At 63.6% G+C, this 23,938-nt stretch carries 22 protein-coding genes and 1 tRNA gene; 8 read left to right on the forward strand and 15 right to left on the reverse strand.

What is annotated here, in order from left to right:
* Positions 1 to 179: 179 nt before the first annotated feature.
* Positions 180 to 815: a TetR/AcrR family transcriptional regulator gene (locus S4A8_RS11430; RefSeq protein ID WP_353220248.1), complete on the reverse strand. Its 636-nt coding sequence runs from the start codon at positions 813 to 815 to the stop codon at positions 180 to 182.
* Between the two features lie 401 nt (positions 816 to 1,216).
* On the opposite strand from S4A8_RS11430, the gene S4A8_RS11435 reads away from it, so the two are divergent.
* Positions 1,217 to 1,293, forward strand: a tRNA-Arg gene (locus S4A8_RS11435).
* Between the two features lie 387 nt (positions 1,294 to 1,680).
* Here the strand turns inward: S4A8_RS11435 and S4A8_RS11440 are convergent.
* Genes S4A8_RS11440 through S4A8_RS11450 form a run of 3 tightly spaced genes read right to left on the reverse strand, consistent with a single transcriptional unit; the run spans position 1,681 to position 5,251 of the window.
* Positions 1,681 to 2,256 (reverse strand): DUF924 family protein, encoded by a 576-nt coding sequence (locus S4A8_RS11440; protein WP_353220249.1) that lies wholly within the window; start codon positions 2,254 to 2,256, stop codon positions 1,681 to 1,683.
* A complete protein-coding gene (locus S4A8_RS11445; protein ID WP_353220250.1) occupies positions 2,253 to 2,900 on the reverse strand; it encodes a cation diffusion facilitator family transporter in 648 nt (215 codons plus the stop codon). The genes S4A8_RS11440 and S4A8_RS11445 overlap by 4 nt, the downstream gene beginning before the upstream one ends.
* Positions 2,901 to 2,911: 11 nt before the next feature.
* Positions 2,912 to 5,251 carry a bifunctional acetate--CoA ligase family protein/GNAT family N-acetyltransferase gene (locus S4A8_RS11450; RefSeq protein ID WP_353175827.1) on the reverse strand — a complete coding sequence of 780 codons (2,340 nt, stop codon included), beginning with the start codon at positions 5,249 to 5,251 and terminating at the stop codon, positions 2,912 to 2,914.
* A gap of 376 nt (positions 5,252 to 5,627) precedes the next feature.
* Here S4A8_RS11450 and S4A8_RS11455 point away from each other — a divergent pair, with 376 nt between their 5' ends.
* Positions 5,628 to 6,335, forward strand: coding sequence for an EAL domain-containing protein (locus tag S4A8_RS11455; RefSeq protein ID WP_353175823.1), 708 nt, complete (start codon positions 5,628 to 5,630; stop codon positions 6,333 to 6,335).
* Between the two features lie 19 nt (positions 6,336 to 6,354).
* Here the strand turns inward: S4A8_RS11455 and S4A8_RS11460 are convergent, their stop codons facing one another.
* The 4 genes from S4A8_RS11460 to S4A8_RS11475 form a co-directional block, all read right to left on the reverse strand.
* Positions 6,355 to 6,660, reverse strand: coding sequence for a hypothetical protein (locus tag S4A8_RS11460; RefSeq protein ID WP_353220251.1), 306 nt, complete (start codon positions 6,658 to 6,660; stop codon positions 6,355 to 6,357).
* Positions 6,661 to 6,946: 286 nt separating this feature from the next.
* Positions 6,947 to 7,690 carry an ABC transporter ATP-binding protein gene (locus S4A8_RS11465; RefSeq protein WP_353220252.1) on the reverse strand — a complete coding sequence of 248 codons (744 nt, stop codon included), beginning with the start codon at positions 7,688 to 7,690 and terminating at the stop codon, positions 6,947 to 6,949.
* A complete protein-coding gene (locus S4A8_RS11470) occupies positions 7,687 to 8,499 on the reverse strand; it encodes an ABC transporter permease (protein WP_353220253.1) in 813 nt (270 codons plus the stop codon). The genes S4A8_RS11465 and S4A8_RS11470 overlap by 4 nt, the downstream gene beginning before the upstream one ends.
* 3 nt (positions 8,500 to 8,502) lie before the next feature.
* Entirely contained in the window at positions 8,503 to 9,585 is a 1,083-nt protein-coding gene (locus S4A8_RS11475; protein WP_353220254.1) for an ABC transporter substrate-binding protein, read from the reverse strand.
* 477 nt (positions 9,586 to 10,062) lie between these two features.
* Between S4A8_RS11475 and S4A8_RS11480 the strand changes: the two genes are divergently transcribed.
* Positions 10,063 to 10,986 carry a recombination-associated protein RdgC gene (locus tag S4A8_RS11480; RefSeq protein ID WP_353175813.1) on the forward strand — a complete coding sequence of 308 codons (924 nt, stop codon included), beginning with the start codon at positions 10,063 to 10,065 and terminating at the stop codon, positions 10,984 to 10,986.
* 13 nt (positions 10,987 to 10,999) lie between these two features.
* Positions 11,000 to 11,578, forward strand: a complete 579-nt coding sequence (locus S4A8_RS11485; protein WP_353220255.1) for a gamma-glutamylcyclotransferase — start codon at positions 11,000 to 11,002, stop codon at positions 11,576 to 11,578.
* Positions 11,579 to 12,176: 598 nt separating this feature from the next.
* Here the strand turns inward: S4A8_RS11485 and lon are convergent.
* The 5 genes from lon to S4A8_RS11510 all read right to left on the reverse strand — a co-directional run bounded on the left by lon (position 12,177) and on the right by S4A8_RS11510 (position 17,648).
* Entirely contained in the window at positions 12,177 to 14,603 is a 2,427-nt protein-coding gene (gene lon, locus S4A8_RS11490) for an endopeptidase La (RefSeq protein ID WP_353220256.1), read from the reverse strand.
* A gap of 152 nt (positions 14,604 to 14,755) precedes the next feature.
* A complete protein-coding gene (locus tag S4A8_RS11495; protein WP_353220257.1) occupies positions 14,756 to 15,475 on the reverse strand; it encodes an LrgB family protein in 720 nt (239 codons plus the stop codon).
* A gap of 1 nt (position 15,476) precedes the next feature.
* On the reverse strand, positions 15,477 to 15,821 hold the full coding sequence (locus S4A8_RS11500) for a CidA/LrgA family protein (RefSeq protein ID WP_353220258.1): 345 nt from the start codon (positions 15,819 to 15,821) through the stop codon (positions 15,477 to 15,479).
* 228 nt (positions 15,822 to 16,049) lie between these two features.
* Positions 16,050 to 17,141 (reverse strand): M42 family metallopeptidase, encoded by a 1,092-nt coding sequence (locus S4A8_RS11505; RefSeq protein WP_353220259.1) that lies wholly within the window; start codon positions 17,139 to 17,141, stop codon positions 16,050 to 16,052.
* Positions 17,142 to 17,267: 126 nt separating this feature from the next.
* A complete protein-coding gene (locus tag S4A8_RS11510; protein WP_353220260.1) occupies positions 17,268 to 17,648 on the reverse strand; it encodes an MliC family protein in 381 nt (126 codons plus the stop codon).
* A gap of 108 nt (positions 17,649 to 17,756) precedes the next feature.
* Between S4A8_RS11510 and S4A8_RS11515 the strand changes: the two genes are divergently transcribed.
* Complete coding sequence (locus tag S4A8_RS11515) at positions 17,757 to 19,835, forward strand: AsmA family protein (protein WP_353220261.1); 2,079 nt, start codon at positions 17,757 to 17,759, stop codon at positions 19,833 to 19,835.
* 26 nt (positions 19,836 to 19,861) lie between these two features.
* Here the strand turns inward: S4A8_RS11515 and S4A8_RS11520 are convergent, their stop codons facing one another.
* Positions 19,862 to 20,491 (reverse strand): flavin reductase family protein, encoded by a 630-nt coding sequence (locus S4A8_RS11520; protein WP_353220262.1) that lies wholly within the window; start codon positions 20,489 to 20,491, stop codon positions 19,862 to 19,864.
* Between the two features lie 74 nt (positions 20,492 to 20,565).
* Positions 20,566 to 21,873 carry an L-2-hydroxyglutarate dehydrogenase gene (gene lhgD / locus S4A8_RS11525; protein ID WP_353220263.1) on the reverse strand — a complete coding sequence of 436 codons (1,308 nt, stop codon included), beginning with the start codon at positions 21,871 to 21,873 and terminating at the stop codon, positions 20,566 to 20,568.
* Positions 21,874 to 21,878: 5 nt separating this feature from the next.
* On the opposite strand from lhgD, the gene S4A8_RS11530 reads away from it, so the two are divergent.
* From S4A8_RS11530 to S4A8_RS11540, 3 genes are read left to right on the forward strand one after another with little or no spacing between them, the layout of a single operon-like run.
* A complete protein-coding gene (locus S4A8_RS11530) occupies positions 21,879 to 22,472 on the forward strand; it encodes a DUF2946 family protein (protein WP_353220264.1) in 594 nt (197 codons plus the stop codon).
* A 60-nt stretch (positions 22,473 to 22,532) separates the two neighbouring features.
* Complete coding sequence (locus S4A8_RS11535; RefSeq protein WP_353220265.1) at positions 22,533 to 23,120, forward strand: peroxidase-related enzyme; 588 nt, start codon at positions 22,533 to 22,535, stop codon at positions 23,118 to 23,120.
* A gap of 2 nt (positions 23,121 to 23,122) precedes the next feature.
* Positions 23,123 to 23,926 (forward strand): creatininase family protein, encoded by an 804-nt coding sequence (locus S4A8_RS11540; RefSeq protein ID WP_353220266.1) that lies wholly within the window; start codon positions 23,123 to 23,125, stop codon positions 23,924 to 23,926.
* The last annotated feature ends 12 nt before the right edge of the window (positions 23,927 to 23,938 follow it).

The raw sequence follows: 23,938 nt of genomic DNA on the forward strand, positions 1-23,938 counted from the left end.
CGACTAAATAGGTGCGCAATACAACAAAATTGGCAAATGCGGTGTTGCGCTGCGCAAAAATGGCGGCGATTCTGCCGCGTGGGCCGGGCCTGTCTGGATGCGAATCCGGGTTTGCCGAACTGTCTAGGTCGGGCCCCGGATGCTGCGAATAGCGCGCCCGCGGGCGGGCACTGGCGCGTTTACGGGGTCTCGCTGGTGCGGATAGCGATCCCGTTACGGATGAAGTCCATGACCGCATCCAGTTCGGCCTCGTTCAGTCCTTCGTTTTGCCATAGGCCATAACGCAGGCCCAGGAAATGGGCGGTGCCCATGAGTACCCAGACCCAGACGTCGAGATCGCCGTCGCGAATCTCGTATTTCTCCACGGATTTCTCCAGGGCGCTGATATAACCGCGCGCGAAATCCATGTAGTAGTCCTTATAGATCTGTTCGTCGACGAACAGCGACTCCTGAACCACCCGGTAAAGGTTTCGGCGCTTGCCGACAAAGCGGATGAACGCGGCCATGCCTTCGCGTTCCGCGTCCAGGCGCGACAGGCCCGGCGGGATGGAGTGGGCCAGCATGCGGCGTAATTCACGCCCCATATGCCGGACCAGTTCCGCAAGGACGTCTTCCTTGTTACGGAAATAGAGATAGAAAGTACCCTGGGCGACGCCGGCAGCACGGGTAATATCGCTTATCGAAGCACGAAAGAAGCCAGTGTTACCGAACGCGTCCTCGGCGGCAGCCAATAGTTTCTGTCGGGTCGCCTCGCCACGTGCAGTGGTCGGTTTCAACGGCGACTTTTCGTTACCGGACACGGCGGTATGACTCATAGGGTATATTTGGCGCATGCTAGCGGGGCCATATCACTGGAGTCAATGTATGACGCAGTAGTTATGGTAATTGCCAACAGCAGCGTTTTCCGTTGAAGTCGAATGGCTAGGGCAGCTCTGCACAACCTGTCACGGTCGCGCCGGTCCGAAGAGGTTCGGCCTCAAAAGTGCTACGACTGCGTTGTGCGAGCTTGACCTGTGAATTAGGCAGGCGCTGCGCTCGCACGCCTTGTCGCAACGCATTTGACCTTGAAAGTCTTTTCAGCGCGAACGCGAGCCGCGAGAGGTAATACAGAGCGTCCCCGAATACTATGTCGTTCGGCGCGTAGTTCAATGACGTACATCAAAACGCGGTCGAGATATTGCGGCGGTTGCGGTAGGCTAGCCGCGGCGCGCGCCATGCCCCGGTAGCTCAGCAGGATAGAGCAGCCGCCTCCTAAGCGGCAGGTCGCAGGTTCGACTCCTGCTCGGGGCACCATATCAAAAGCCGGCCGTAGCGCCGGCTTTTGATATGGTTTTTCGGATAAGCGTCGAACCTGCGACAAATCAACAAGACGGGTTCGACGGCCTCGCGCAGCGAGGCCGAATCGTCGCGTAAGCGACGAGCCCGAAGGGTGAGCGGCGCCAGCCGCGAATACTCCTGCTCGGTTTTTAAATACGTGTCGAACCTGCGACAAAACCAACAATGCTGGTTCGACGGCCTCGCGTAGCGAGGCCGAATCGTCGCGTACGCGACGAGCCCGAAGGGTGAGCGGCGCCAGCCGCGAGTACGCCTGCTCGGTTTCCCGAATACCTGTCTCACCCGCGATAGACCTGCCGAGAGTGCTCAGCGGCCGCAACTGCGACGCGTACTCGTAATCGGTATTCAGAACGATGAGCCGGGCTCGCGAAGGAAAGCGGCTTCGGCGGGCGTGGTGGTACGGCCAAGCAGGCTGTTGCGGTGCGGATAGCGGCCGAACCGTTCGATGATCGTGTAGTGCTCACGTTCGGATTTGAGATGTCCGGCCAGGCCGAGCGCTTGATACAGCGCGAGTGCCCGTTCGTGATCGGCCAATGTTTCGCTGTGCATGAACGGCATATAGACGAAGGCACGCTGCTGGGGCGTCAGCGCTGTGTCGTCGCCGTTTGCAATGGCCTCGCGGGCACAGTTCAACGCGCGCTCGTCGTTCTCGAAGGCACGCGGGCTATCGCGGTGGATATTGCGGGAGAACTGGTCGAGTACGAGGATTTCGGCCAGCCGCCCCGGCGGCGTGGCGCGCCAGTGCGCGAGTTCGCCGTTGGCTGCGGCCGTCAGGGTGGCGCCGAACTGCTGGGCGATCCGGCGATCGAGCGCGGCGGATTTTCGAAACCAGTCGCGGGGCGTGAGCGTGTCGAACCAGAAGTCGATGACCGAGCCCGGCGATACCGCCGCTTCGGGCGTTTCGACGCCGTAATGACTCATGCCGACCGGTCCACGGCGTGCCCGGGTTGTGCTGCCTCCCGGTAGGCGCCGCGGGCATCACCGAGCACGCCAAAGGCGGAGCGTAGAAACAGGGCCGCGATCGCCGCGCCGATAATCAGATCCGGCCAGATACTGTGGGTGAAGGCAACCAGTGCGGCCGCCACGATGACACCGCTGTTAGCGAACAGGTCGTTGCGCGAGCAGATCCATACCGAACGCATGTTGATATCGTCCTCCCGATGACGAGTAAGCAGCACCAGACAGACGATATTGCCGATCAATGCAAGCGTGCCCACGACTGCCATGATGGGCGCGGCCGGTGGCAGGCCGTAGACAAGCTTGGCGACAAGCTGGGCACAGACGACGAGCCCGAACACGAGCATGACCATCCCCTTGAAGCCGGCCGACAATGCCTTGGCGCGTGCGCCGCGCGCGATCACGGCCAGGCTGAAGGCGTAGACCAGCGTATCGCCGAGCATATCCAGCGAATCGGCGAGCAGCGCCGTGGAACCGGCGATCCAGCCGGCCGTGAATTCGCCGACGAACATCACCGCGTTGAGCGCGAGCACGGTCCAGAGCACACGTCGCTGGCCGTCGCGCATGGCTTGCAGGTGGGCATCGTCTTCGTGGCAGCATCCGGCCATGGCTGAATCTCCTAGCTCGGTAAGACGCTCGTATAGTTACGCACGGAGATTTCCACCCGTACGCTGCTGGCATCGTCGAGCGAGCGCTTGACCTTGAAGCCCAGGCTGCGAGCGAGCTGCAGCATGGGCCGGTTCTGAGCCAGCACATCGCCATAGACGATCTCGGTACCGCGGGCACTGGCCTGGCGCAGCAAACAGTCGAGCAGATGCCGGCCCAGCCCCACGCCGGTGTGATCGTGGTGCACGAGAATGGCGAATTCGGCTTCCATGTTATCCGGGTCGGCAATCAGCGTGCCCATGCCGGCGAGCGCGTCCGGGCGGTCGTAGGGGCTGACCACGAGCGAGACCTCCCGGTCGTAATCCACCTGGGTGATACGGGCGGCCATATCGTGCGAGAAATGGCGGATGAAATTGAAGAACCGCAGGCGGATTTCTTCCGGACTGAGGCTTTCCAGCAAATCCAGTACCAGCGGCTCGTCCGAAGGGCGAATTGCGCGCACGATATAGCGAGTGCCGCCGCGTAACGACACGATATGGCGCATGCGCGCCGGGTAGGGCGACATCGCCAGCCGGTCGCGCTCGGCAAGCGGTTTATCGGTGATTTCGATCAGACTATCGGCCGGCGCCTGCAAGCGCCCACGCGGGCCGGCGGCCACGCGTACGTCCAGACCCGCGAGCTGGGGCAGGTCCACCACGAGCTTGCCCAGTCGCACCAGCGCCTGGGCCAGCGCTTCGAAGGCTGCCCGCGTACCGCGCAGGCGCCCGGCACTGGCGCCTTCGAGCATGCGCCGTGCCAGCAACGCATCGAGTGGTGCGAAGCCATAAGCGGGTTCGATACCCAGCGCTTCGTCGCGCACGCTCATCACCATGCCCAGTTCGCCGTGGCGATAGACACGAACGCGCACGCGCACGGCCGCTTCTGCCGGGGTTTCGCCGGCAATGCCGTAGGCACTGAGCAGATGGCTGGCTTCGTCGCTGGATAGCCATTCCACGCCGCTGCTGGCCAGCATGGTCAGGCGTTCGCGCAGGCTGTCGACATCCGCCGTCACGGTCGGGTCGGGGGGCGGCGTGGCCGTAAGCAGTTCGCGGGTGAACTGATAGCGGGCACGATAGCGCACCGCGCGCACGGCATCGTCCGCGGTCACGAAGGTGGCCAGCCGTGCTTTCGCGCTGGCGGCGCGCGCCGGCAGCGCAGTATGCAGACCCAGCCAGACACTCATGATGCGATGCGAGAACTCGGCCGCGCCGATCGCCTTGACCATGGGTTCGTGCGGCTGGCCGGCGATGGGGCTGTGAATGAACAGCACGGCATCGACATTCTCATCGCGACAGGTATGGGCCAGTGCGGCAAGCGTTTCATCGATGTCCGAACGGCCGATATCGATGGCCACACCCAGATCCACGGCCTGCGGGGCTTGCTCGGTGAGTGCTTCGCGGCTGGCACTCGACAGGCGTGCCGGTTCGATGGCGTGACGAAACATCGCATCCGTACCCAGCGCACAGGCCCCGGCGCCGTTGCCCACGACGACCACCCGATGGCTGCCGATGGTGGGTAAGAGCTCCATGGCGGCCAGCCCGTCGAACAGTCCGCCCAGGTTTTCGCATTCCACAAGGCCGGCGCGGGCAAAGGCCGCCGAGCGTACCGGGTCCGGCCCGAGCGGGCCGTCATCCACGGCGCGTCGGGTTTGAAGTACTAGCACCGGCTTGACCCGTGCCGCTGCGCGGGCCGATGACATGAACTTGCGCGGCGAGCGGATATGGCCGACCTGCAGCACGATCGCACGGGTGCGCGGGTCGAGCGCGGCATAGTCGAGCAGATCGGCGATATCGATATCGGCTTCCGCGCCGCTGCAGGCGAGCCAGGAAAAACCGATATTGCGCCCGAGTGCCCAGTCGAGCGAGGCGGCCGCCAGCGATTGCGACTGGGTGATGAGCGCGACCTTGCCCGGGCGCGGTTCCAGCGCCAGGGTGCTGAAATTATGGCCGTCGCGCGTGTGGACGATGCCGGCGGTGCGCGAACCCAGCAGACGCAGGTTGTAGGGCTGGGCGGCGCGCAGCACCTTGCCGGAGATACGTCGCTCGGCCGCCCACAGTACGGCGCGACATCCACGCGCGCCGAGCGCGTCGATGCGTTGTTCGGTGCCCCAGCGCGCATCCAGAATGACCGCCAGGCGGGCGTCGAAGGATTCGAGCCGGGCGAGATCGGCCCGTGTCTTGACGTGCCGGCAATGCTCGGCATCCACACTGGCTTCGATGTTGCGCAGCAACTGGGTCTGAGCGGCGCCTTGCGCGGCGCCGTAGATCACCACGCCTTGCGGATGAAACAGCGCATCGATATTGCGAAGCGTCATTGCGCAGGCTCCCTGTGGGCATTAGCGCGTTGTAAGAATGGATTCAATCGGGTCGTCATCGCCGACATCACAGCAGGGTTGCGCGTCATGCTCAAGCCAAACCGTCGCACGGCGATATTGTCATGGCCACGACCGGCCATGATCGGCCGCCACCGGAACGCGCCGCGGCCAGCGCCGGCGTCGTGCTTTGGCGTTATTTGCCGAAAATGTGCGTCCGCAGGGGGCAAGTTAGCGCCTTGCTTGCCGATAAGACTCTGTATCGGCCGACGTTCTTGCGCGCGCACACAAGCAACACAGGTAAATAATGTCTAAATGTCTTCGCGATGAGAATGGGACGTGTCGTCGTTGCGATCACGGCCTCGACTTCGATTTCACCATGGCTTTCCAGCCAATCGTGGATATCGCCGCGGGCGAGGTTTTTGCGCAGGAAGCGTTGGTGCGCGGGGTAGACGGCCAGTCCGCGGGGGAAATTCTGGCCAAGGTCACACCGGCGTCACTGTATCGGTTCGACCAGGCCTGTCGTACCCGCGCGATCGAGATCGCGCACGGGCTGGGCTGTGAGCGGCCGGTATCGATCAACTTCCTGCCGAATGCGGTGTACGAACCCAATGCCTGTATCCAGGCGACCCTGAAGCTGGCCTCCGAGCTTGGCTGGCCGCTGCACAACATCATGTTCGAGGTCACCGAAACCGAATACGTGCGCGATCGTCTGCATTTGCAGCGTATCGTCGAATCCTATCGGGCGATGGGCTTTCTGACCGCCATCGACGACTTCGGCGCCGGCTACGCCAATCTCGAACTGCTGGTGGATATCCGCCCGGACGTGATCAAAGCCGACCGTAATCTGATTATCGATGTCGATCGCAACGAACGCCGGCAGGCCATCATGGACGGCCTGGTGACCCTGACTGATCGGCTCGATATTCGCCTGATCGCCGAGGGCGTGGAGACGCTGGCGGAGGCGCGCTGGCTCTATGCGCGCGGTATTACGCTCCAGCAGGGCTATTTATATGCACGCCCTGCTATCGAGACGCTTTCGGACTGTCCGCACGATTTGATCGCCGAGATACGCGCCGGCGCATAAGCGCAGCGCGTCGGCGCAGTCAGGCACGCATATAGGCCCAGCCAGCGCGCTGGCGCTCGGCGATATACACCACCGCGGCCGGCACGCGTGCCAGCGTGGCGGGCGCGCTGAGCTGCTTTTTTTCGAGTGTATTCGCGCACAGGCGCAGATAGGCGTCGGTGGTATGCGGCGCCTCGAGTGCCGCGGCCACGGCATCGGCGTTGACCACGATTTCCACCTCGGCCTTTGGCCGGGCGGCGACGAAGTTCGCGGCATTGCTGCGAGCCCGCGCCAGCGAGGCCGCGTCGGCCGCGTGAATGATCAGTTGCAACGGCGATTCGGACATGGGTACACCTTTAGGGAAGCTCTGCACAACCTGTCGCGGTCGCGCCGGGTGCTTTGCGCGCGATTGGCAAGGAAGTGAGAGCGTAGCGTGCTTGCTGCACGCTAGCGAACACTGACGCCGATCAAGCGCGCGCAAAGCCCCGGCCCGCAAGGGGTTCGGCCTCACAGACGCTGCGGCCTCGTTGCCAGGCTTGACCTGCCAATAAGGCAGGCGCTGCGCCAGGGCGCCTTGCCGCACCGTCTGTGAGGACTCGAACGCGATCCGCGAGAGGTTATGCAGAGCTTCCTTAGAGCGCATCCGCCACGCGCTGGGCGAATGCATTGAGTTGGCTGTCGTCGCGTTCACGCGGATAGGGGGCGGGTACGGCTTCGTCGAACACCAGCCGTGCGGGCGAGCCGCGCATCACACACACGCGTTGGGCCAGATAGACGGCTTCGGCGATATCGTGGGTGACAAACAGCACGGCCATGTTCAGGCGTTGCCAGATGGCCAGCAGTTCATCCTGCAGGCGGCTACGCGTGAGCGCATCGACCGCCGAAAACGGCTCGTCCATGAGCAGGATATGCGGGCGCACGGCCAACGCACGGGCCAGGCCCACGCGCTGTGCCTGGCCGCCCGAGATCTCGTGCGGCCAGCGGTCGCCGAATTCGGTCATACCGATTAAATCCAGCACCTCGTCGATACGCGCGTCGCGCTCGCTGCGTGACAGGCCCAGCCCGCTCAGCCCGTAGCCCACATTGGCGCGAATACGCCGCCACGGCAGCAGGCGCGTATCCTGAAAGACGACCGCGCTCGGGCGCGTGCCGCGATCGGTATGTGCGGGACGCACGATCTGGCCGGACGAGGCTTCGGCCAATCCAGCCACGCAGCGCAGCACCGTGGATTTGCCCACGCCGGAGCCGCCCACTAGGGCGACGAATTCGCCTGGGCCGATACTGAAATTCAGACCATCGAAAACCGGCTGTTCGCTGTTCGGGTAGCGATAACCGACCTCGTTGAGCGCCAGCAGTTTTGCGCCTGTGCCGCTCATGGTCGCCACCCCAGTACGCGATTTTCCACGAGTGCGAACAGCCCGTCCGAAAGCGTATAGATCAACGATATCGTGAGCATGTAGACCACCACGGCATCATAGGCGCCCACGCCCGCGGCCGAATTCATTTCCTGGCCCATGCCGGGTACGCCGAGCAGCTCGGCGGCGATGAGCGTCATCCAGGCCTGGCCGACACCCGTGCGCATACCGGAAAGAATACCGGGGGCCGCGCCGGGCAGCGTGATGCTGGTAATTCGCTTGAAAAAGCCGCCGTGGCCGAAGGCACGCGCCAGTTCGTAATAGCGCGGGTCGACATCGCGTACACCGGCCGCCGTGGCGAAATAGTTCACCCAGAACACGCCGATGGAAATCACGAAGGCGGCGCCGGCGTGGCTGACCTGAAACCAGGCGATGGCGAACACCACCCAGGCCAGCGGCGGAATCGGGCGCAGAATCCGCGCGAGCATGTAGTGGGCCTCGTCGAATACGCGCAGGCTGGCCGCGAGCAGACCGACCGCAAAGCCCAGTAGCGTGCCGATGCCCAGGCCCCAGACATAGTGCACGAGACTGGAGCCGATCGCCGGGACCAGGCGCCCGCCTTGATACTCTTCCCAGAGCGCGCCCGGCACGGCGAACGGATCCGGTATCGTGCCCCGCGGTGCCCAGTTGAATAGATAGGCGAGTTTCCACAGGGCAATGAATGCGGCCACCCCGGCCAGCCCGAGCAGGATACGGCGCAGCCGCGCGGCTGCGGCATGCGCCGGTCGGGCAACGCGGCGCGAACGTGTTTTATTCGGGCTCGTTACCATGCGCTACGGCTGCGAGTCAGATTCGCTGGAGCCGAGCGCGTCGTAAAAACGGGTTTCGAACAGCGCATCGATATCGGTATTCGCGCCGAGCGTGCCCGTGGCCTGCTGGAAATCACGCATGCGGCGGGTGCCGTCGATGATGCGATTGGGGTCGGCCACGAAGCTGTCGGCCGACTGGGCGACTGCTTCGGCCACGACCTCGCGCGGCAAGCGCCCGCCGCCCACATATTTATGCACGGCATCGATAGCGGCCTCGTCGCCAGCTTTGAGCTGTTCCGTGGCGGCGACATGGGCCGCGACCAGTTTCTGCACGATCTCGGGATGGGCGTCGATGAATTCAGCGCGGACCGCCAGTACGGCGCCGGGCTGACCCGGGAACATGGCTTCGCCGTGGGCGACCACGCGTGCTTCGTCCAACCGGTTTTTCACGATGCTGACCACCGGCTCGAGGATGGCCGCGCCGTCCACGGCATGGGTTAGCAGCGCTTGCTGGACCTGCGACGCACCCTGGTAGATCACGTCGATGGCATCGTCTTCAACGCCCAGCTGCTTGTCGAGCCAGTAGGCGAGCACGGTCTGGGGCACGGAACCCACAGGGAATGTCGAAATCTTGGCCTTGCGGCCGTTGTCTTTTTCGAAACGCGCGAACGCGGTGGCCGGGTCGCCGTTCTCGAAATAGGACGCCAGGTTGCCCAGTGCGACGAAACTGATCTGTTCGATGATGTTGGAGGCCACCACCTTGATATCCGCGCCCTTGCCGCGGGCGACCATCGTCGGGCCGATGCCGAAATAGGCGATATCGAGCTGGCCACCGAGCAGCGCCTGCACCATCGCCGGTCCGTTCTGGAACGACACCAGCTTGGTATCGATACCGGCCTCGGCGATATCACCGTTTTCCAGGCCCACGAACAGCGGCGCGTCCGGCAGGATCGGCATATAGCCGATTTCGGCCTGTACGCGTTCGGCAGGCTGGGCGTTGTTGTCGTTGGTGGCGTTACTTTCGGACGAGCAGGCGCCGAGCATGCTCACGGCGCTAACGAACAGCAGCAGCGACAACACACGGGCGACGGAAGACAATCGATACATGGCAGGCCTGGTCTGGCTGGGTAAAGCGTTGGACATGCGGGCACGGGGCCGACTTCACCAATACGAAAGCGTTCGATGCTTATAACAGCCGGTTCATACGCGTTACGCATCGGCACAGCGGTGCGTCGGCCGTTGCAAGCCCACGTGGGCGCACGTCGGTCTTTCGTTTTCTTATCGGCGGCGTGGCGCTGGGCCGCGGGCCACATGCGCTAGGCACATGCGGCAGGTCACCCCGGTAAAACCCTGTGTTCTATGTTTTCACGCCGGGTCGTTACCATGCGCTCGCGCGCAACGTGTGCATGCGCGTGCCCGGCCGGCGCGATGCGGCGCGAATGTTGCCACAGCGCGCCGGTCAGGGATAGCGGCCGGCCGGGCGTCGGCTTGAGGCGATCTGCGCGGTTGGGTATGGTCGCGCTCCATTGTCGCCGTCGGCTCGAGCCGATCGCGTCCTTCCCCGACCATGGGTTATCGATCGCTATGTGGATACGTAATCTCTGTGTGTTTCTCGGCACCGAATCCTTTTCCTGGACAGCCGCCGAACTCGACGAAAAGCTGGCCGATGCGCTATGCCCGGAATGCGGCGACCAGGCCACGCGGGTCGATGGTTTCGTGCCGCCGATCAAGGGCGAACATGCGATGGTGCATGCAGTTGATGGTCTGGTGATTTGCGTACACCAGGAAATCACGCGTGTGTTGCCCAATGCCGTGCTGGCCGAGGAAGTCGACGAGCGCGTGGAGCGTATCGAAACCTCCGAAGGACGCAAGGTCAGTCGCCGCGAAAAGGCCGATATCAAGGACGAGGCCCATTTCGAGCTGTTGCCGCGGGCATTCACCCGCTCCAAGCGCACCCCATTGATCATCGACTTGCGGGCCAATCGTGTCTGGGTGGACGCCTCGTCGGAAAAACGCGCCGAGGATGTGGTGGCGCGCCTGCGCGAAGCTCTGGGCAGCCTGCCGGTCGCACGTCCGGATGCCCGCGTGCGCCCGGCCGAGGAAATGTCGCGTTGGCTCGAGGACGTCAATGCGCTGCCCAACGGCTTCGAATGTGGCGATCGCTGCGTGTTCGAGACCACCGACGAGGTGAAATCCAGCGTGCGTATTACGGCCATGGACTTGCAGCGCGACGAAGTGCTGGCGCATCTGGCAGCCGGCATGCAGGTCGTCAAGCTCAATGTGGCGGTCGACGATGCCATCGAGTTCGATCTCGACGAGAATCTCGATCTCAAGCGTATCCGCGCGCTCGATCTGATCCAGGACGATCTGGATTCGCTCGACGCCGGCGATGCCGTGGCCGAGCTCACCGCGCGAGTGGCCTTGCAGGGTGAGGCGCTGCGGGGCGTGCTCGATCGGCTGTATACGCACTTCGGCGTGGCCGGCGAAACCGAGCCCAAGGCCGCCTGAACGCAGCAGACGCATGTCTTTCGATACGACGGCGGCCAACCGCGAAGCGGCGCGTTTCGAAGACCGAGACGAGCTGTGGCTGTTCGGCTACGGCTCGCTGATCTACAAGGCCGGTTTCGACTATATCGACCGAAAGCCGGCCACGATCACGGGCTGGCAGCGGCGTTTCTGGCAGGGGTCGCACGATCATCGGGGTACGCCCGAGGCGCCCGGGCGGGTTGCGACGCTGGTCGAAGCGCCGGGCAAGGTCTGCACCGGCATGGCCTATCGCATTACCCCGGCCGTATTCGGGCATCTCGATCATCGTGAGAAAAACGGCTATCTGCGTTTTTCCACCGAGATGACCTTTGCCGACGGCAGCCACGATGAAGGTCTGGTGTATATTGCCACGGCCGAAAACGAGGCCTGGCTGGGCGAGGCACCCATTGATGCCATCGCCCGCCAGATCGCCGTCTCGCACGGGCCCAGCGGGCCCAACCGCGACTATCTGCTCAATCTGGCCGACGCGCTACGCAAGCTCGAGGCCGATGATGCCCACGTATTCGCCATCGAGGCACGGCTGCGCGAGATCGAAGCCGAACACGGGCGCTAAGCGCGCAATCGAGGCGGCGCGGCCGCGCCCAGCAACCTTTCCAGCCTCGGCGTAGATGTTCGTGCGGAGGCGAGGTTCCTCAAGCATTGTCCGCAGATCGACGCAGATCTACGCAGATGTATCTCGACAATGCGCCGAAAGGCTTTCCCGATCTGTGCTGATCGGCGTCGATCTGCGGACATGTAAAGCGCAATCGCGCCTGTGCCCACCGCACGGCAGGGCCGGTAATGAGTCAGCCCGCGCAATCGGCGGTTCTGCCTTCAAAGAATGTGCGCCACAACGGTCGAGCCAGACGGTTCGTTCCTGCGGTGGCTGCGTTCCTTGAGAATTATCCGCAGATCAACGCAGATCTACGGAGATGGCTCTCGACATTGAACTTTGGCCGACAGGCTTTCCCGATCTGCGTGGATCGGCGTCGATCTGCGGACATATAGGGCGCAATCTTCGATTATGTCTCCAAAGAACGCTCCTCGCGCCGTTCCTTTGGCGGCTACGTTTTTTAAATAGCTAGCCGAAGATCGACACACATCTATGCAGATGTTCCAGGGCATTGCGCTCGGACACCGGTGTAAAAGCGATCAATGCAAAGCAGTATCGGCTAATCTGCCTCGGACAGCGCGATCTCGATCGCCTCGTCGACATGCGACACGTAGCGGATATCCAGTGCGCTGCGTACGTTGTCGGGAATATCCTCTTCGTCCTTGCGGTTGCGCTCGGGCAGCATGACGGTCTTGATGCCGGCCTGGTGAGCGGCGAGCGTTTTCTCTTTCACGCCGCCGATGGGCAGCACCTGCCCGCGCAGGCTGATCTCGCCGGTCATGGCGACATCCGCGCGCACCTTGCGGTCGGTGAGTAGCGACACGAGCGCCGTGTAGAGGGCTACGCCCGCGCTGGGGCCGTCCTTCTTGATCGCGCCGGCCGGTACGTGGATATGGATATCCGACTTGTCCAGGCGTTCCTGCTCGATGCCCAGGTCCTTGGCGCGGGCCTTGACCAGGCTGAGCGCGGCCTGGGCGGATTCTTTCATGACATCGCCGAGCTGGCCGGTAATGGTCAGCCGCCCGCTGCCGGGCGCGCGCGAGGCCTCGACGAACAGAATATCGCCGCCGGCGGGGGTCCACGCCAGGCCGGTGGAGACACCGGCGATGCTCGTACGCATGGCGATTTCGTTATCGACACGTTTCGGGCCGAGAATCTCGGCCAGATCTTCTGGTGCGATCGTGCCCGGGCCGGGTTTGCCTTCGGCGACCTGGACCGCGGCATGGCGCACGATGGCGCCGATTTCGCGGTCGAGGTTACGCAGGCCTGCCTCGCGGGTGTAATCGGAAATAAGCGCTTCCAGCGTCGCATCGGCGATATCGCACTGCGTACGCGTCAGTCCGGCCTGTTCGAGCGCGCGATCCACCAGATAGCGCTTGGCGATCTGGAGTTTTTCCTCGCGGGTGTAGCCGGGCACTTCGATGACTTCCATGCGATCGCGTAGCGGCCCCGGAATGGAGTCGAGCACATTGGCGGTGGCAATAAACATCACCTTCGACAGATCGAAGGGCACGCCCAGATAGTGGTCGTTGAAGCTGTCGTTCTGCGACGGGTCGAGCACTTCCAGCAACGCCGAGGCCGGGTCGCCGTGGGCCGAGGCGCCGAGCTTGTCCATTTCGTCGAGCATGAACACCGGGTTGCGGGTGCCGGCCTTGCGCAGATGGCTGATGATGCTGCCGGGCATCGCGCCCACGTAGGTGCGCCGGTGGCCACGGATTTCCGATTCGTCGTGCACGCCGCCCAGCGACGCACGCACGAATTCGCGATTCATCGCACGCGCGATCGAGCGTCCGAGCGAGGTCTTGCCCACGCCGGGCGGGCCGACGAAGCACAGAATCGGCGCCTTGCCCTCGGGGTTGAGCTTGTGCACCGCCAGATGCTCGAGAATACGGCGCTTGATCTTGTCGAGGCCGTAGTGGTCTTCATCGAGAATCGCGCGCGACTCGTCGATATCGATCCGGTCCCTGGACAGCTTCGACCAGGGCAGCTCGGCCATGAGCTCGAGATAGGTGCGTACCATCGAATATTCGGCCGAGGCATCCGACATGCGCGAAAGCCGGCGCAGCTCGCGCTCGGTCTGTTCGGCGGCTTCATCGGGCAGCTTGGCCTCGTCGAGGGCTTCGCGCAGGCGCTCGACCTCTTCGGCCACGGTTTCGTCTTCGCCGAGTTCGCGCTGGATCGAGCGCATCTGTTCGCGCAGCATGGCCTTGCGCTGGTGTTCGCCCATGCGTTGCTGGGTCTGCTGGTTGATCTCGCGCGATAGACGCATGACCTCCAGGCGATAGTCGAGAAACGACTGCACGCGATCCAGACGCGATTCCAGATCCACCGCATCGAGAATCTGCTGTTTTTCCTTCGCCTTTAGGCCGAGATAGCCGGCCACCGCGTCGGCCAGCAGGGCGGCCGACGTGATCGAACGAATGGCATGGGCCAGCTCGCGCGAGGGCTGATCCATCAGCTCGATGGCCTCCAGCGCGCTGTTGCGCAGGTTGTCCATGCGTGCATCGACGTGTTTGTCGCCCTCCGGCGCGGGCTCTTCGAGCCACTCTACTTTTGCGCTCAGGCGGCCTTCGTCGTCCTTGAGAAACTCCCGTACCCGAAAACGCGCGATGCCCTGGCACACCAGATGGTGCTCGCCGTCGGGGCTGGTGACATAGCGCATGATGTTGGCGCCCGTACCGATACGGTGCAGGCCCGCGCCGGGCGTATCGCCATTGTCTTCGTCGTCGTTATCGGGGGCGGCGAGCAGCAGGCCGACCGGCTGCTTGTTGCGGGTTGCATGCTGGGCACTGGCAATCGCGCCGGGCTGGTCGATCACCACCGGCATGACCAGCTCCGGAAACAGCACCGTTTCGCGCATGGGCAGAATCTGGATCACCTCCGGCTTGGGGGCCGGGCCGCTGTGGACCAGCGTATGGCTGATCTCGTCGGCATGGTTGCTTCGCGTGCTGTGTTGTTCGGTCGCTTCGTTGGTTTCGTCGTTCATGGTGTCTTCGAATCGGGCCAGGGCGGGCGCGCGGAAGGGCGCTGAATGGTGAAGCGCCGTGCCGCGCAGTCGATCGGGTTGAGCCGGTCCCGGCGTGGGTCGTTATACGTTCCAGCATGGGTACAGGGCAGGGTCGAGACAAGCCCCTGTGTCTACAGGCCGAATAGCCACACCAGCAGCGGCACGAGCAGGGCCGTGAGTGCGCCGTTCAGGCCCATGCCCAGCCCGGAATAGGCGCCGGCGCGTTCGCTGTGTTCGAAGGCGCGTGCGGTGCCGATGCCATGGGCGGCCACGCCCATGGCGAACCCCTTGGCTACCGGGTCGCGCAGGCCGAGCAGGCGCAACAGGGGAATGCCGATCACCGCGCCGGTGATGCCGGTCAGAATCACCAGCACGGCGGTCAACGAGGGCAGACCGCCGATCTGTTCGGCCACACCCATGGCGATCGGTGTGGTCACGGATTTGGGCAGCATCGACAGTAGCGTCTGCGAGTCGAGTCCTAGCATCCAGCCGATGAGCATGGCGCTTGCGACCGCGGTAAGCGAGCCGGCCGTCAGCGCGATGGTGATCGGCAGCCAGTAGCGGCGCAGCTCGGCGGCCTGTGCTGCTAGCGGTACCGCCAGCGCGACCGTTGCAGGCCCGAGCAGAAAATGGATGAACTGGGCACCTTCGAAATAATCCGCATACGGCGTGCCGGTTGCCTTGAGGATGACGACCAGCACGATCACGCTCACCAGCACGGGGTTGAGCAGGGCAAAGTTGCCCAAGCGTCGATACAGCTGTTGCGCCAGCCAGAACACGCACAGCGTGAGGGTTAGCCACAGGAGGGGCGTTTCCTCGATATAGACCCAGATCTGCGCGAGCCGGTCCATATCAATCGCCCCGATGGGTGGTCAGCGCGCGCAGGGTGAACGCGGTCACGATCACCGCGAGCGCGGTACTGGCAACGAGGGTGATCGTAATTGCCAACCACTCGTCGGCCACGCGACCCAGATAGCTGATGATGCCCACGCCCGCCGGCACGAACAGCAGCGCAAGGTAATTAAGCAGGCCACGGCTGGTATCGGCGAACACCTTGGGCGTGCGTCCACGTAGGACGAGCGCGACGAACAACAGGATCATGCCCAGCACCGGGCCCGGCAGCGGCGCGCCGGTCAGGCGCACGATGATTTCTCCGGCGAGCTGGAAGAGGAGCAGGGCGGCGAGGCTACCGATCATGGCCGGGCGCCCCGCTAGCCGATTTGCGAATGGAAAACATCGGGATCAATTGTAAGTATCGCTCAACTGCCGGCCTGCTGCGCGTAGCCGAACGGGCGTGCCTAAGCACGCGCGGTCGAGGACTGCTCGCCAGCCCAGCCGATCAGCTCACCCGTAAGAAGGGCAGGCGGAATGAGACAGACCCGGCCCAGCCGCAATCGTCTGCAACATCGCGCCCGCTGTCTGGCCTTAGTCGAAATAACTGAACGTCGTGCCCGACTCCAGACTGCGCACGGATTCGTGAATCAGCCGAATCACGTTCTCGACGTCGTCGCGATGCACCATTTCCACCGTGGTGTGCATATAGCGCAGGGCCAGCGCGATCAGCGCCGAGGGGACGCCCTGGTTGCTGTACGCGAAGGCGTCGGTATCGGTGCCAGTGGCTGGCGCGCTGACCAAGCGCTGGAACGGGATTTCGTGTTTTTCGGCCGTCGCGATCAAGTGCTCACGCACACGGTTCTGGACCGCCGGGGCATAGGTGATCACCGGGCCGGCGCCGATCTTGGCGGTGCCGGTTTTCTTCTGCTCGATCATCGGCGTGGTGGTGTCGTGGGTCACGTCGGTACAGATCGCCACGTTGGGCTTGATGCGCTCGGCGATCATGCCTGCGCCCTTGAGGCCGACTTCTTCCTGTACCGAGTTGACCACGTAGAGCCCGAAGTTCGGACGCTCGCCGGATTCGTGAATCAGGCGCGCAACTTCGGCCACCATGAAGCCGCCCATGCGGTTGTCGATGGCACGGCAGACGAACTTGTCGCCGTTGAGTACGAAGAATTCGTCCGGGTAGGTGATCACGCAGCCGACGTGAATGCCCATCTCTTCGACTTCTTCTTTCGAGGTCGCGCCCACGTCGACGAAGATATTGTCTTTCTTGGGTGTCTCTTCCTTCTGCGGATCGCGCAGATGAATCGCCGGCCAGCCGAACACACCGTCGACGATGCCGTTGCGGGTATGGATATTCACCCGCTTGGAGGTGGCGATCTGATGATCGGAGCCCCCGTTGCGCAGTACGTAGATCAGACCGTTGTCGGTGATGTAATTCACATACCAGGAAATTTCGTCGGCATGCCCTTCGATGACGACCTTGTAGTCCGCATCCGGATTGATCACGCCCACCGCGCTGCCGTAGGCGTCGGTAATGAATTCATCGACATAGGGCGCCAGATAATCCATCCAGAGTTTCTGACCCGACGATTCATAACCGGTCGGTGACGCGTTGTTGAGATAGCGCTCGAGAAAATCCAGCGAATCTTCGGTGAGGATGGATTTTTTGTCGGCCATGAAAAGTCCTTGCGCGCGGTGCGTGATTCAACGTGATGCCCGGATTATCGGGGCGAGAAAGCAGGCCTTCAAGCGCTGTGACCCGATCGATACGCGCGACCGGGCGGGGTGGCGGGCGCGGCTGACTCAGCCCTCGACGGCGACCTGCTCGCAGCGCTCGAGCACGTTATCGCTGTCACGTTGCGAAAGCATGGCGGTGGCGCCGGTGCCGCTGCCTTTCGTCCACCATTCGAGATCGTCGTTGACATAACGCACGCCACTGGCTGCGCGCACCACCTGCAACTCACGCGTTTCGCCCCGATAGCGCACCAGCGCGATCGAATCGGTGGGATAGGTCGCGCGTACACGTGCACCGCTTTCGCAGCGATAGGTCAGTAATTTGACCGCGGGGGCCGGCGCGGCCTGGGCCGGCGCCGGGCGATCGGCGCTGCTGGCGCAGCCGCCAGCCAGTAGGAGCGCGCAAATCAGCGGCGCGGCCGTGACAGCGGGGAAGGGGGATCGGGTCATGGCGGACCTGCGTTTTGGAAATGGGTCGAGGGGGCTGTTCTACACCGGCGTGCCGTTTAGCGCCATAATTGCTTCTGCATAGGCCATATTTCTTTTCAGGAGAGCGCCTTGAAGCGTGCACCGAAAATCGGAATCGGCATCCTCGGCGGTTTGGTGGCCGTGGTGTTGATACTGGTCGCGTTTGTGCTGTTGTTCGATTTCAACCGTATCAAGCCCTGGCTCAACGCGCAGGTTTCCGAAGCGATCGGACGCGATTTCGCCATCAGTGGCGACCTGGGTCTGGACTGGGATCGACCCGAACATGAGCAGGGTCTGGCGGCCTGGATTCCGTGGCCGCATGTGCACGCCCAGGACATCACCCTGGCCAATGCGCAGGGCTTCGAGCCGGAAACGATGGCCCGTGTTGCGCGCGTGGATGCCTGGCTGGCGCCGCTGGGGCTGTTCTCCAAGGAAATATCATTGCCGCGTATTGCCTTCGCCGGCGCGGATGCCACGCTTGTTCGCCAGGCCGATGGCCGCGATAACTGGACCTTCGATATCGGCGGCGACACGGGCGGTGATGACAATGCCTCGCAAGGCAGCGCCTGGTCGGTGGACATCGACGAAATCGCCTTCGACAAAGGCACGGTGCACTACCGCGATGCCACACTCGACGCGAATATCGATCTCACGGTCAAGCCATTGGATAAGGCCGTGCCCTTTGCCCAGGTCACGGGCGACGACAGCGCCGTGGAAACCGACGCTGCGGCGGTGCGCGATTATGTCTTCGGCTGGGATATTGACGGGCGCTATCGTGGCGCGCCCTTGTCCGGCCAGGGCAAGATCGGCGGCGTGCTCGCGCTCAAGAGCGAAACCACGCCGTTCCCGGTTCAGGCCGATGTGCGGTCGGGCAGCACGCGGGTACAGGTGGCGGGTACGATCAGTCAGCCGCTGAATTTCGGCGGCGCGGATCTGGACGTCGCGTTTTCCGGCGCCAGTCTCGACAACCTCCAGCGCCTGACCGGCGTGACGCTGCCGCCGACGCCCGCCTATGCCACCCGCGGGCATCTGAGCGCCGAGATCAATCACGTCGAGGGTTCGACCTTTGCCTATCGCAACTTCTCCGGGCACATCGGCGACAGCGATATCCATGGCAGCCTGCGCTTTGATGAGCGCGGCGAACGTCCGAAGCTCACCGGCGAACTCAAATCCAAACAGCTGCGCTTTGCTGATCTCGCGCCATTGATCGGCGCGGATTCCAACGAACACAAGGCCGAGCGCGGCGAATCCACGCGTCAGCCCACGGACAAGGTGTTGCCGGTCGAAACCTTCGATACCGACAGCTGGGCGGCGATGGATGCGGATGTGAAATTCACCGCCGAAAGCATCCAGCACGGCGACACCTTGCCGCTGAACGACCTGTATACCCACCTCGTACTCGACAACGGCGAAATTCTGCTGGACCCGCTGCGCTTCGGTGTGGCCAAGGGCGAGCTCAATACCACGGTGCGCCTGGAAGGCAACAAGTCGCCGCTGGCCGCGCGAGCGGATCTGCATGCGCGGCGCTTGCAGCTCGACGAAATCGTGCCCGAGGTCGAAGCGCTGGACGGCAGTCTCGGTCAGATCAATGCCGATGCGAGTTTTACCGGTACCGGCAACTCGGTGGCGGCATTGCTGGGCGGCGCGAACGGGCGCCTGACCGTGCTCATCGACCGCGGTGCGATCAGTCGCAATCTCATGGAACTGGCCGGGCTGAACGTCGGCAATTATGTCGTCGGCAAGCTGTTCGGCGACGAGCTGGTGCGTATAAATTGCGCGGCGGCCGATATCCCGGTCGACCAGGGCCTGGCAACGCCGACGGTATTCGTATTCGATACCGAAAACGCGATCGTGAATATCACCGGCGATATCGATTTCGGCCCGGAAACCCTGGATCTGACCATTACCCCCAAGAGCAAGGGTCCGCGTCTGTTCACGCTGCGCTCGCCGTTGTATGTGCGTGGCACCTTTGCCGACCCGTCGCCCGGCGTAAAGGCCGGGCCGCTGCTTGCGCGCGGCGCGGCCGCGGTGGCACTGGGCGTGGCTGCCACCCCGGCGGCCTCACTGCTGGCGCTGGTTTCGCCGACCGGTGGCGAGGAAAACCAATGTGGGCCGGTGATCGAACGTATTCGCAGCGCCAGTGAAAAGACCGATAGCGACGCCGGCTAACCAGCGTCGCCGAATCGCGCCGCTGTCTATGCGCCAGGCCGGCGCATACGAAACAGCTGATCGGCACCGATTCGGAAATAATCGGCCGGCCCGCCCGCGCGCATGATCGGCTGGCCGGCCGCGGTATCGTAAACACCGTCGACGAGCAGTCGTTTGTCGATATGCACGCCCACCACTTCGCCGAGCACCAGCCAGGTGTTCGTCTGGCTGCCATCAGCGCCGGTCAAGCGTAGTACCTGGCTGAGCCGGCACTCGAACGATACCGGCGTTTCGGCCACCCGCGGTACGTCGATCACGCGAGACGGCGCGGGCGTGAGTCCGGCCAGTTCGAACTCGTTCACCTCGGGGCCGACGGCGGCACAGCTTTCGTTCATGGGCTCGGCGAGTGTTTCGGTGGCCAGATTCCAGCCGAACTCGCCGGTTTCCTGAATATTGGCCACGCTGTCCTTATAGCCCACGCTGGAAAAGCCGATGATGGGCGGCGTGTAGTTGAAGACATTGAAAAAGCTGTAGGGCGCGAGGTTGAGTGTGCCGTTCGCGCTTTTCGATGAAATCCAGCCGATCGGTCGCGGCGCGACCAGGGCATTGAATGGGTCGTGGGGCAGGCCGTGGCCGTTACGGGGCTCGTAGAAATGAACGGCGTTCTGATCGGTCATGGGGTTTCCTTGGCGGGGCGCATCATGGCGGCGATGCTAACGCGCGCTCGGCGGCTTGCAAGACGAACGTGTATTCAGTCGCGTGTACTCAGCCGGTCGACGATATGCGCTGCAATCGGCAGCGCCGAGGTCGCCGCGGGCGAGGGCGCGTTGCAAACATGCAGGGTGCGCGGTGTGTCGACGAACTTGAAGTCGCCGATCAGGCTGCCGTCGCGGGCCACCGCCTGGGCGCGTACGCCAGCCGGGTGGGCTTCGAGGTCGTCGAGTTCGAGTTGCGGGCAGTAGCGCTGCACACGGGCGAGATAAGCGCGTTTGGACAGGGCATTGCGTAGTTCATGCAGTCCGGGGCGAATATGGCGGGCGAGCATGCGGCGTACGCCGGCAAAGGCCAGTAGTTCGGCCGTGTCGCCCATGTTCACGTCACGCAGGCGATAGCCTTCGCGCGCGGTTGCCAGCACCGCGTTGGGCCCGACGGTAATCGAACCGTCGATCATCGGCGTGAGATGCACGCCCAGAAACGGCATGCCCGGCTCGGGTACCGGATAGATGAGATGGCGCACGAGATCGCGCCGCGCCGCGCGCAGACGGTAATACTCGCCGCGAAACGGACAGATGATGAAATCGGGCGTGATATCGAGCATACGAACCAGCCGGTCGGCCATGAGCCCGGCACAGGCCACGAGTTCACGCGTGTGCAGCGTGTCGTTCGGCGTTTCGACCACGACTTCGCTGGCATATTCATGCAGGGCACGCACCGGCGTCTGGCAACGAATTTCGCCACCGGCGGCTTCGATATCCGCCGCCAGCGCGCGGCTGACCGCGCGGTAGTCGACGATACCGCTGCTCGGCACATGGATGGCTGCCACGCCGCGTACCGCAGGCTCGCGGTCGGCGAGTTCGTCGGCTTCCAGCCAACGGTGTTCAATCCCGTTGGCCGCGATACGCTCGAACAGGCTCTTCAGCCCCGCGCGCTCGGCCTCGACGCTTGCCACGAGCAGTTTGCCGGGCGTCTCGTAGGCAATACCGTGCTCGGCACAAAAAGCGCGCGTGGCGGTATTGCCGGCCACGCAGAAGCGGGCTTTCAGCGACTGGGGCGGATAATAGACGCCGGCATGAATCACGCCCGAATTGTGGCCGGTCTGATGCGCGGCCAGTTCGGCTTCCTTTTCCAGTACCAGCACGCGGCGCGCCGGTTCGCGGCGCAGCAGTTCACGCGCGGTGGCCAGGCCCACAATACCGCCGCCAACGACAATGCAATCGTACATATCGCGATTGCAGCAGATCGCGGCCGGGCGTGCCAGCACAAGCGGGTCGCGGGCCATCGCCGTGTCGGTACGCGCCGCGCGCAGCGTATGATCACGCTCTGAATCAACGACAAGCATGAGCGATGGACGACTGGGTGGAACGCGCGATGGCGCGCATGCCGAACGTGCCGGCACTATTCGGCTGGCTGGGGCTCAACCGGCGCGGCGAATGGCTGATTCAGGGCGAGGTGATTCGCCATCGCCGTATCGTGGATACGATCGCGCGCAATTACGGCGTGGACGACTACGGCCGCTGGTTCTTTCAGAATGGCCCGCAGCGTGGCTATATCGAACTCGAATACGCACCGCTGGTCGCACGGGTCCAGGCCGATGACCGGCTGGTGACCCATACCGGCAACCCCATCGATAGCGCCACCGCGCTGTATCTGGATGAAGAAAGTACGGGCGTGCTCGATACGCCGCAGGGCGCGGTGCTCATTCAGGGCGCTGATCTGGCCTGGGTGCTTGAACGCCTGCACGAGGCGGGCAGTGAAGCGGAGATCGACGAACAGGCGCTCGAGGGCGCGCTCGATACCCCCAGCGGCGAACAGACCGAGCTGGAAATCGCCTTCGCGGGTGCGCGCCTGCCCGTGTATCGCTGCGATCGCGCCTTAATGGCGCAAACGCTGGGCTTCGTACGCGAGCCTGCCGCGCGCGCGGGCGAAAACAGCAATTAGCCGCGAGCGGCACCGATCGCTGCTATTGTTGCGCGGCGTCTTCCAAGCATCGAGCGTGTAATGGATAAACCGATCAGCCGTTTCAACGTACCGGCACCCGACGACCTGCCGGACGATATTCGCGAGCGTATTCTCGCGGTGCAGGACAAGGCCGGCTTCGTGCCCAACGTGTTCTGGGCGCTGGCGCATCGTCCCGACGAGTTTCGAGCGTTTTTCGCCTATCACGATGCACTGATGGAAAAACCGAGCGGCCTGACCAAGGGCGAGCGGGAAATGATCGTGGTGGCGACTTCGGGCATCAATCAATGCCAGTACTGCGTGGTCGCCCATGGCGCGATTCTGCGTATTCGCGAGGGTAATCCGCTGATCGCCGACCAGATCGCGGTCAACTATCGCAAGGCCGATATCACGCCGCGACAGCGTGCGATGCTCGATTTCGCCGTACAGGTGTCCAATGCCGCCCATACGGTCGGCCCGGAGGACCATGCACGGATGGCCGAACACGGTTTCAGTGACGAAGATATCTGGGATATCGGCGCGATCGCGGCCTTTTTCGCGTTGTCGAATCGCATGGCCAACCTGACCTCGATGCGGCCCAACGACGAGTTCTATCTCATGGGCCGGATGCCGCGCGACAGCGAAGCCTGATTGTGGCCTGGCACCACTGGCAGGACCTGAGCGGCCCGGAACTGGCTGAACTGGCCGACGACAGCGCGCTGGCCGTCTTGCCGATCGCCGCCATCGAACAACACGGCCCGCATCTGCCGTTGTCCACCGATGTAACAATCGGCGAGGGATTGCTTGCCGGCGCCCTCGAACATATGGATACAGCCAGCGCGCCGGTGCTGGTGTTGCCCACGATGGCCATCGCCGCGAGTCCGGAACACAGTAGCTTTGCCGGCACGCTCAGCCTCGACGCGGAAACCGCAATCGCGGTGATCGAATCGATCGGCGCGTCGCTGGCGGCGGCCGGCATTCGCCGGTTATTGCTGTTCAATAGTCACGGCGGCAACAAGGCGGTGCTCGATATCGTCGCGCTCAAGCTGCGCGCGGCCCACGCCATGCTCGTGGTCAAGGCGAATTATTTTCGTTTTAGCGCGCCACCGGCCATTCTCGCGGCGGACGAGCTTGCCCACGGCCTGCACGGCGGCGCGCTGGAAACCTCGTTGATGCTGCATTTCGCGCCGGATTCGGTGCGGCGTGACCAGCTGGCCGACTTCAAACCCATCGGCGCGCATCGCGCCGCAGCAGGAGCCACGTTACTGCCCGAAGGCGACGCCGGCTTTGCCTGGATGGCCGAAGATCTGCATCCGCAGGGCGTGGCCGGCGATACCCGCCTGGCCAGCGCCGAGCGCGGCGCCACGCTGGCCACACATTTCAGCGTCCGCCTGGCCGCGATCATCGACGAAACGCTGGCCTTCGATCTGGATACGCTCGGTCACCGCAATCCCTGACAGCCACTTTTT

This window comes from Salinisphaera sp. S4-8 (genome assembly GCF_040361235.1).
Classification (GTDB): domain Bacteria; phylum Pseudomonadota; class Gammaproteobacteria; order Nevskiales; family Salinisphaeraceae; genus Salinisphaera.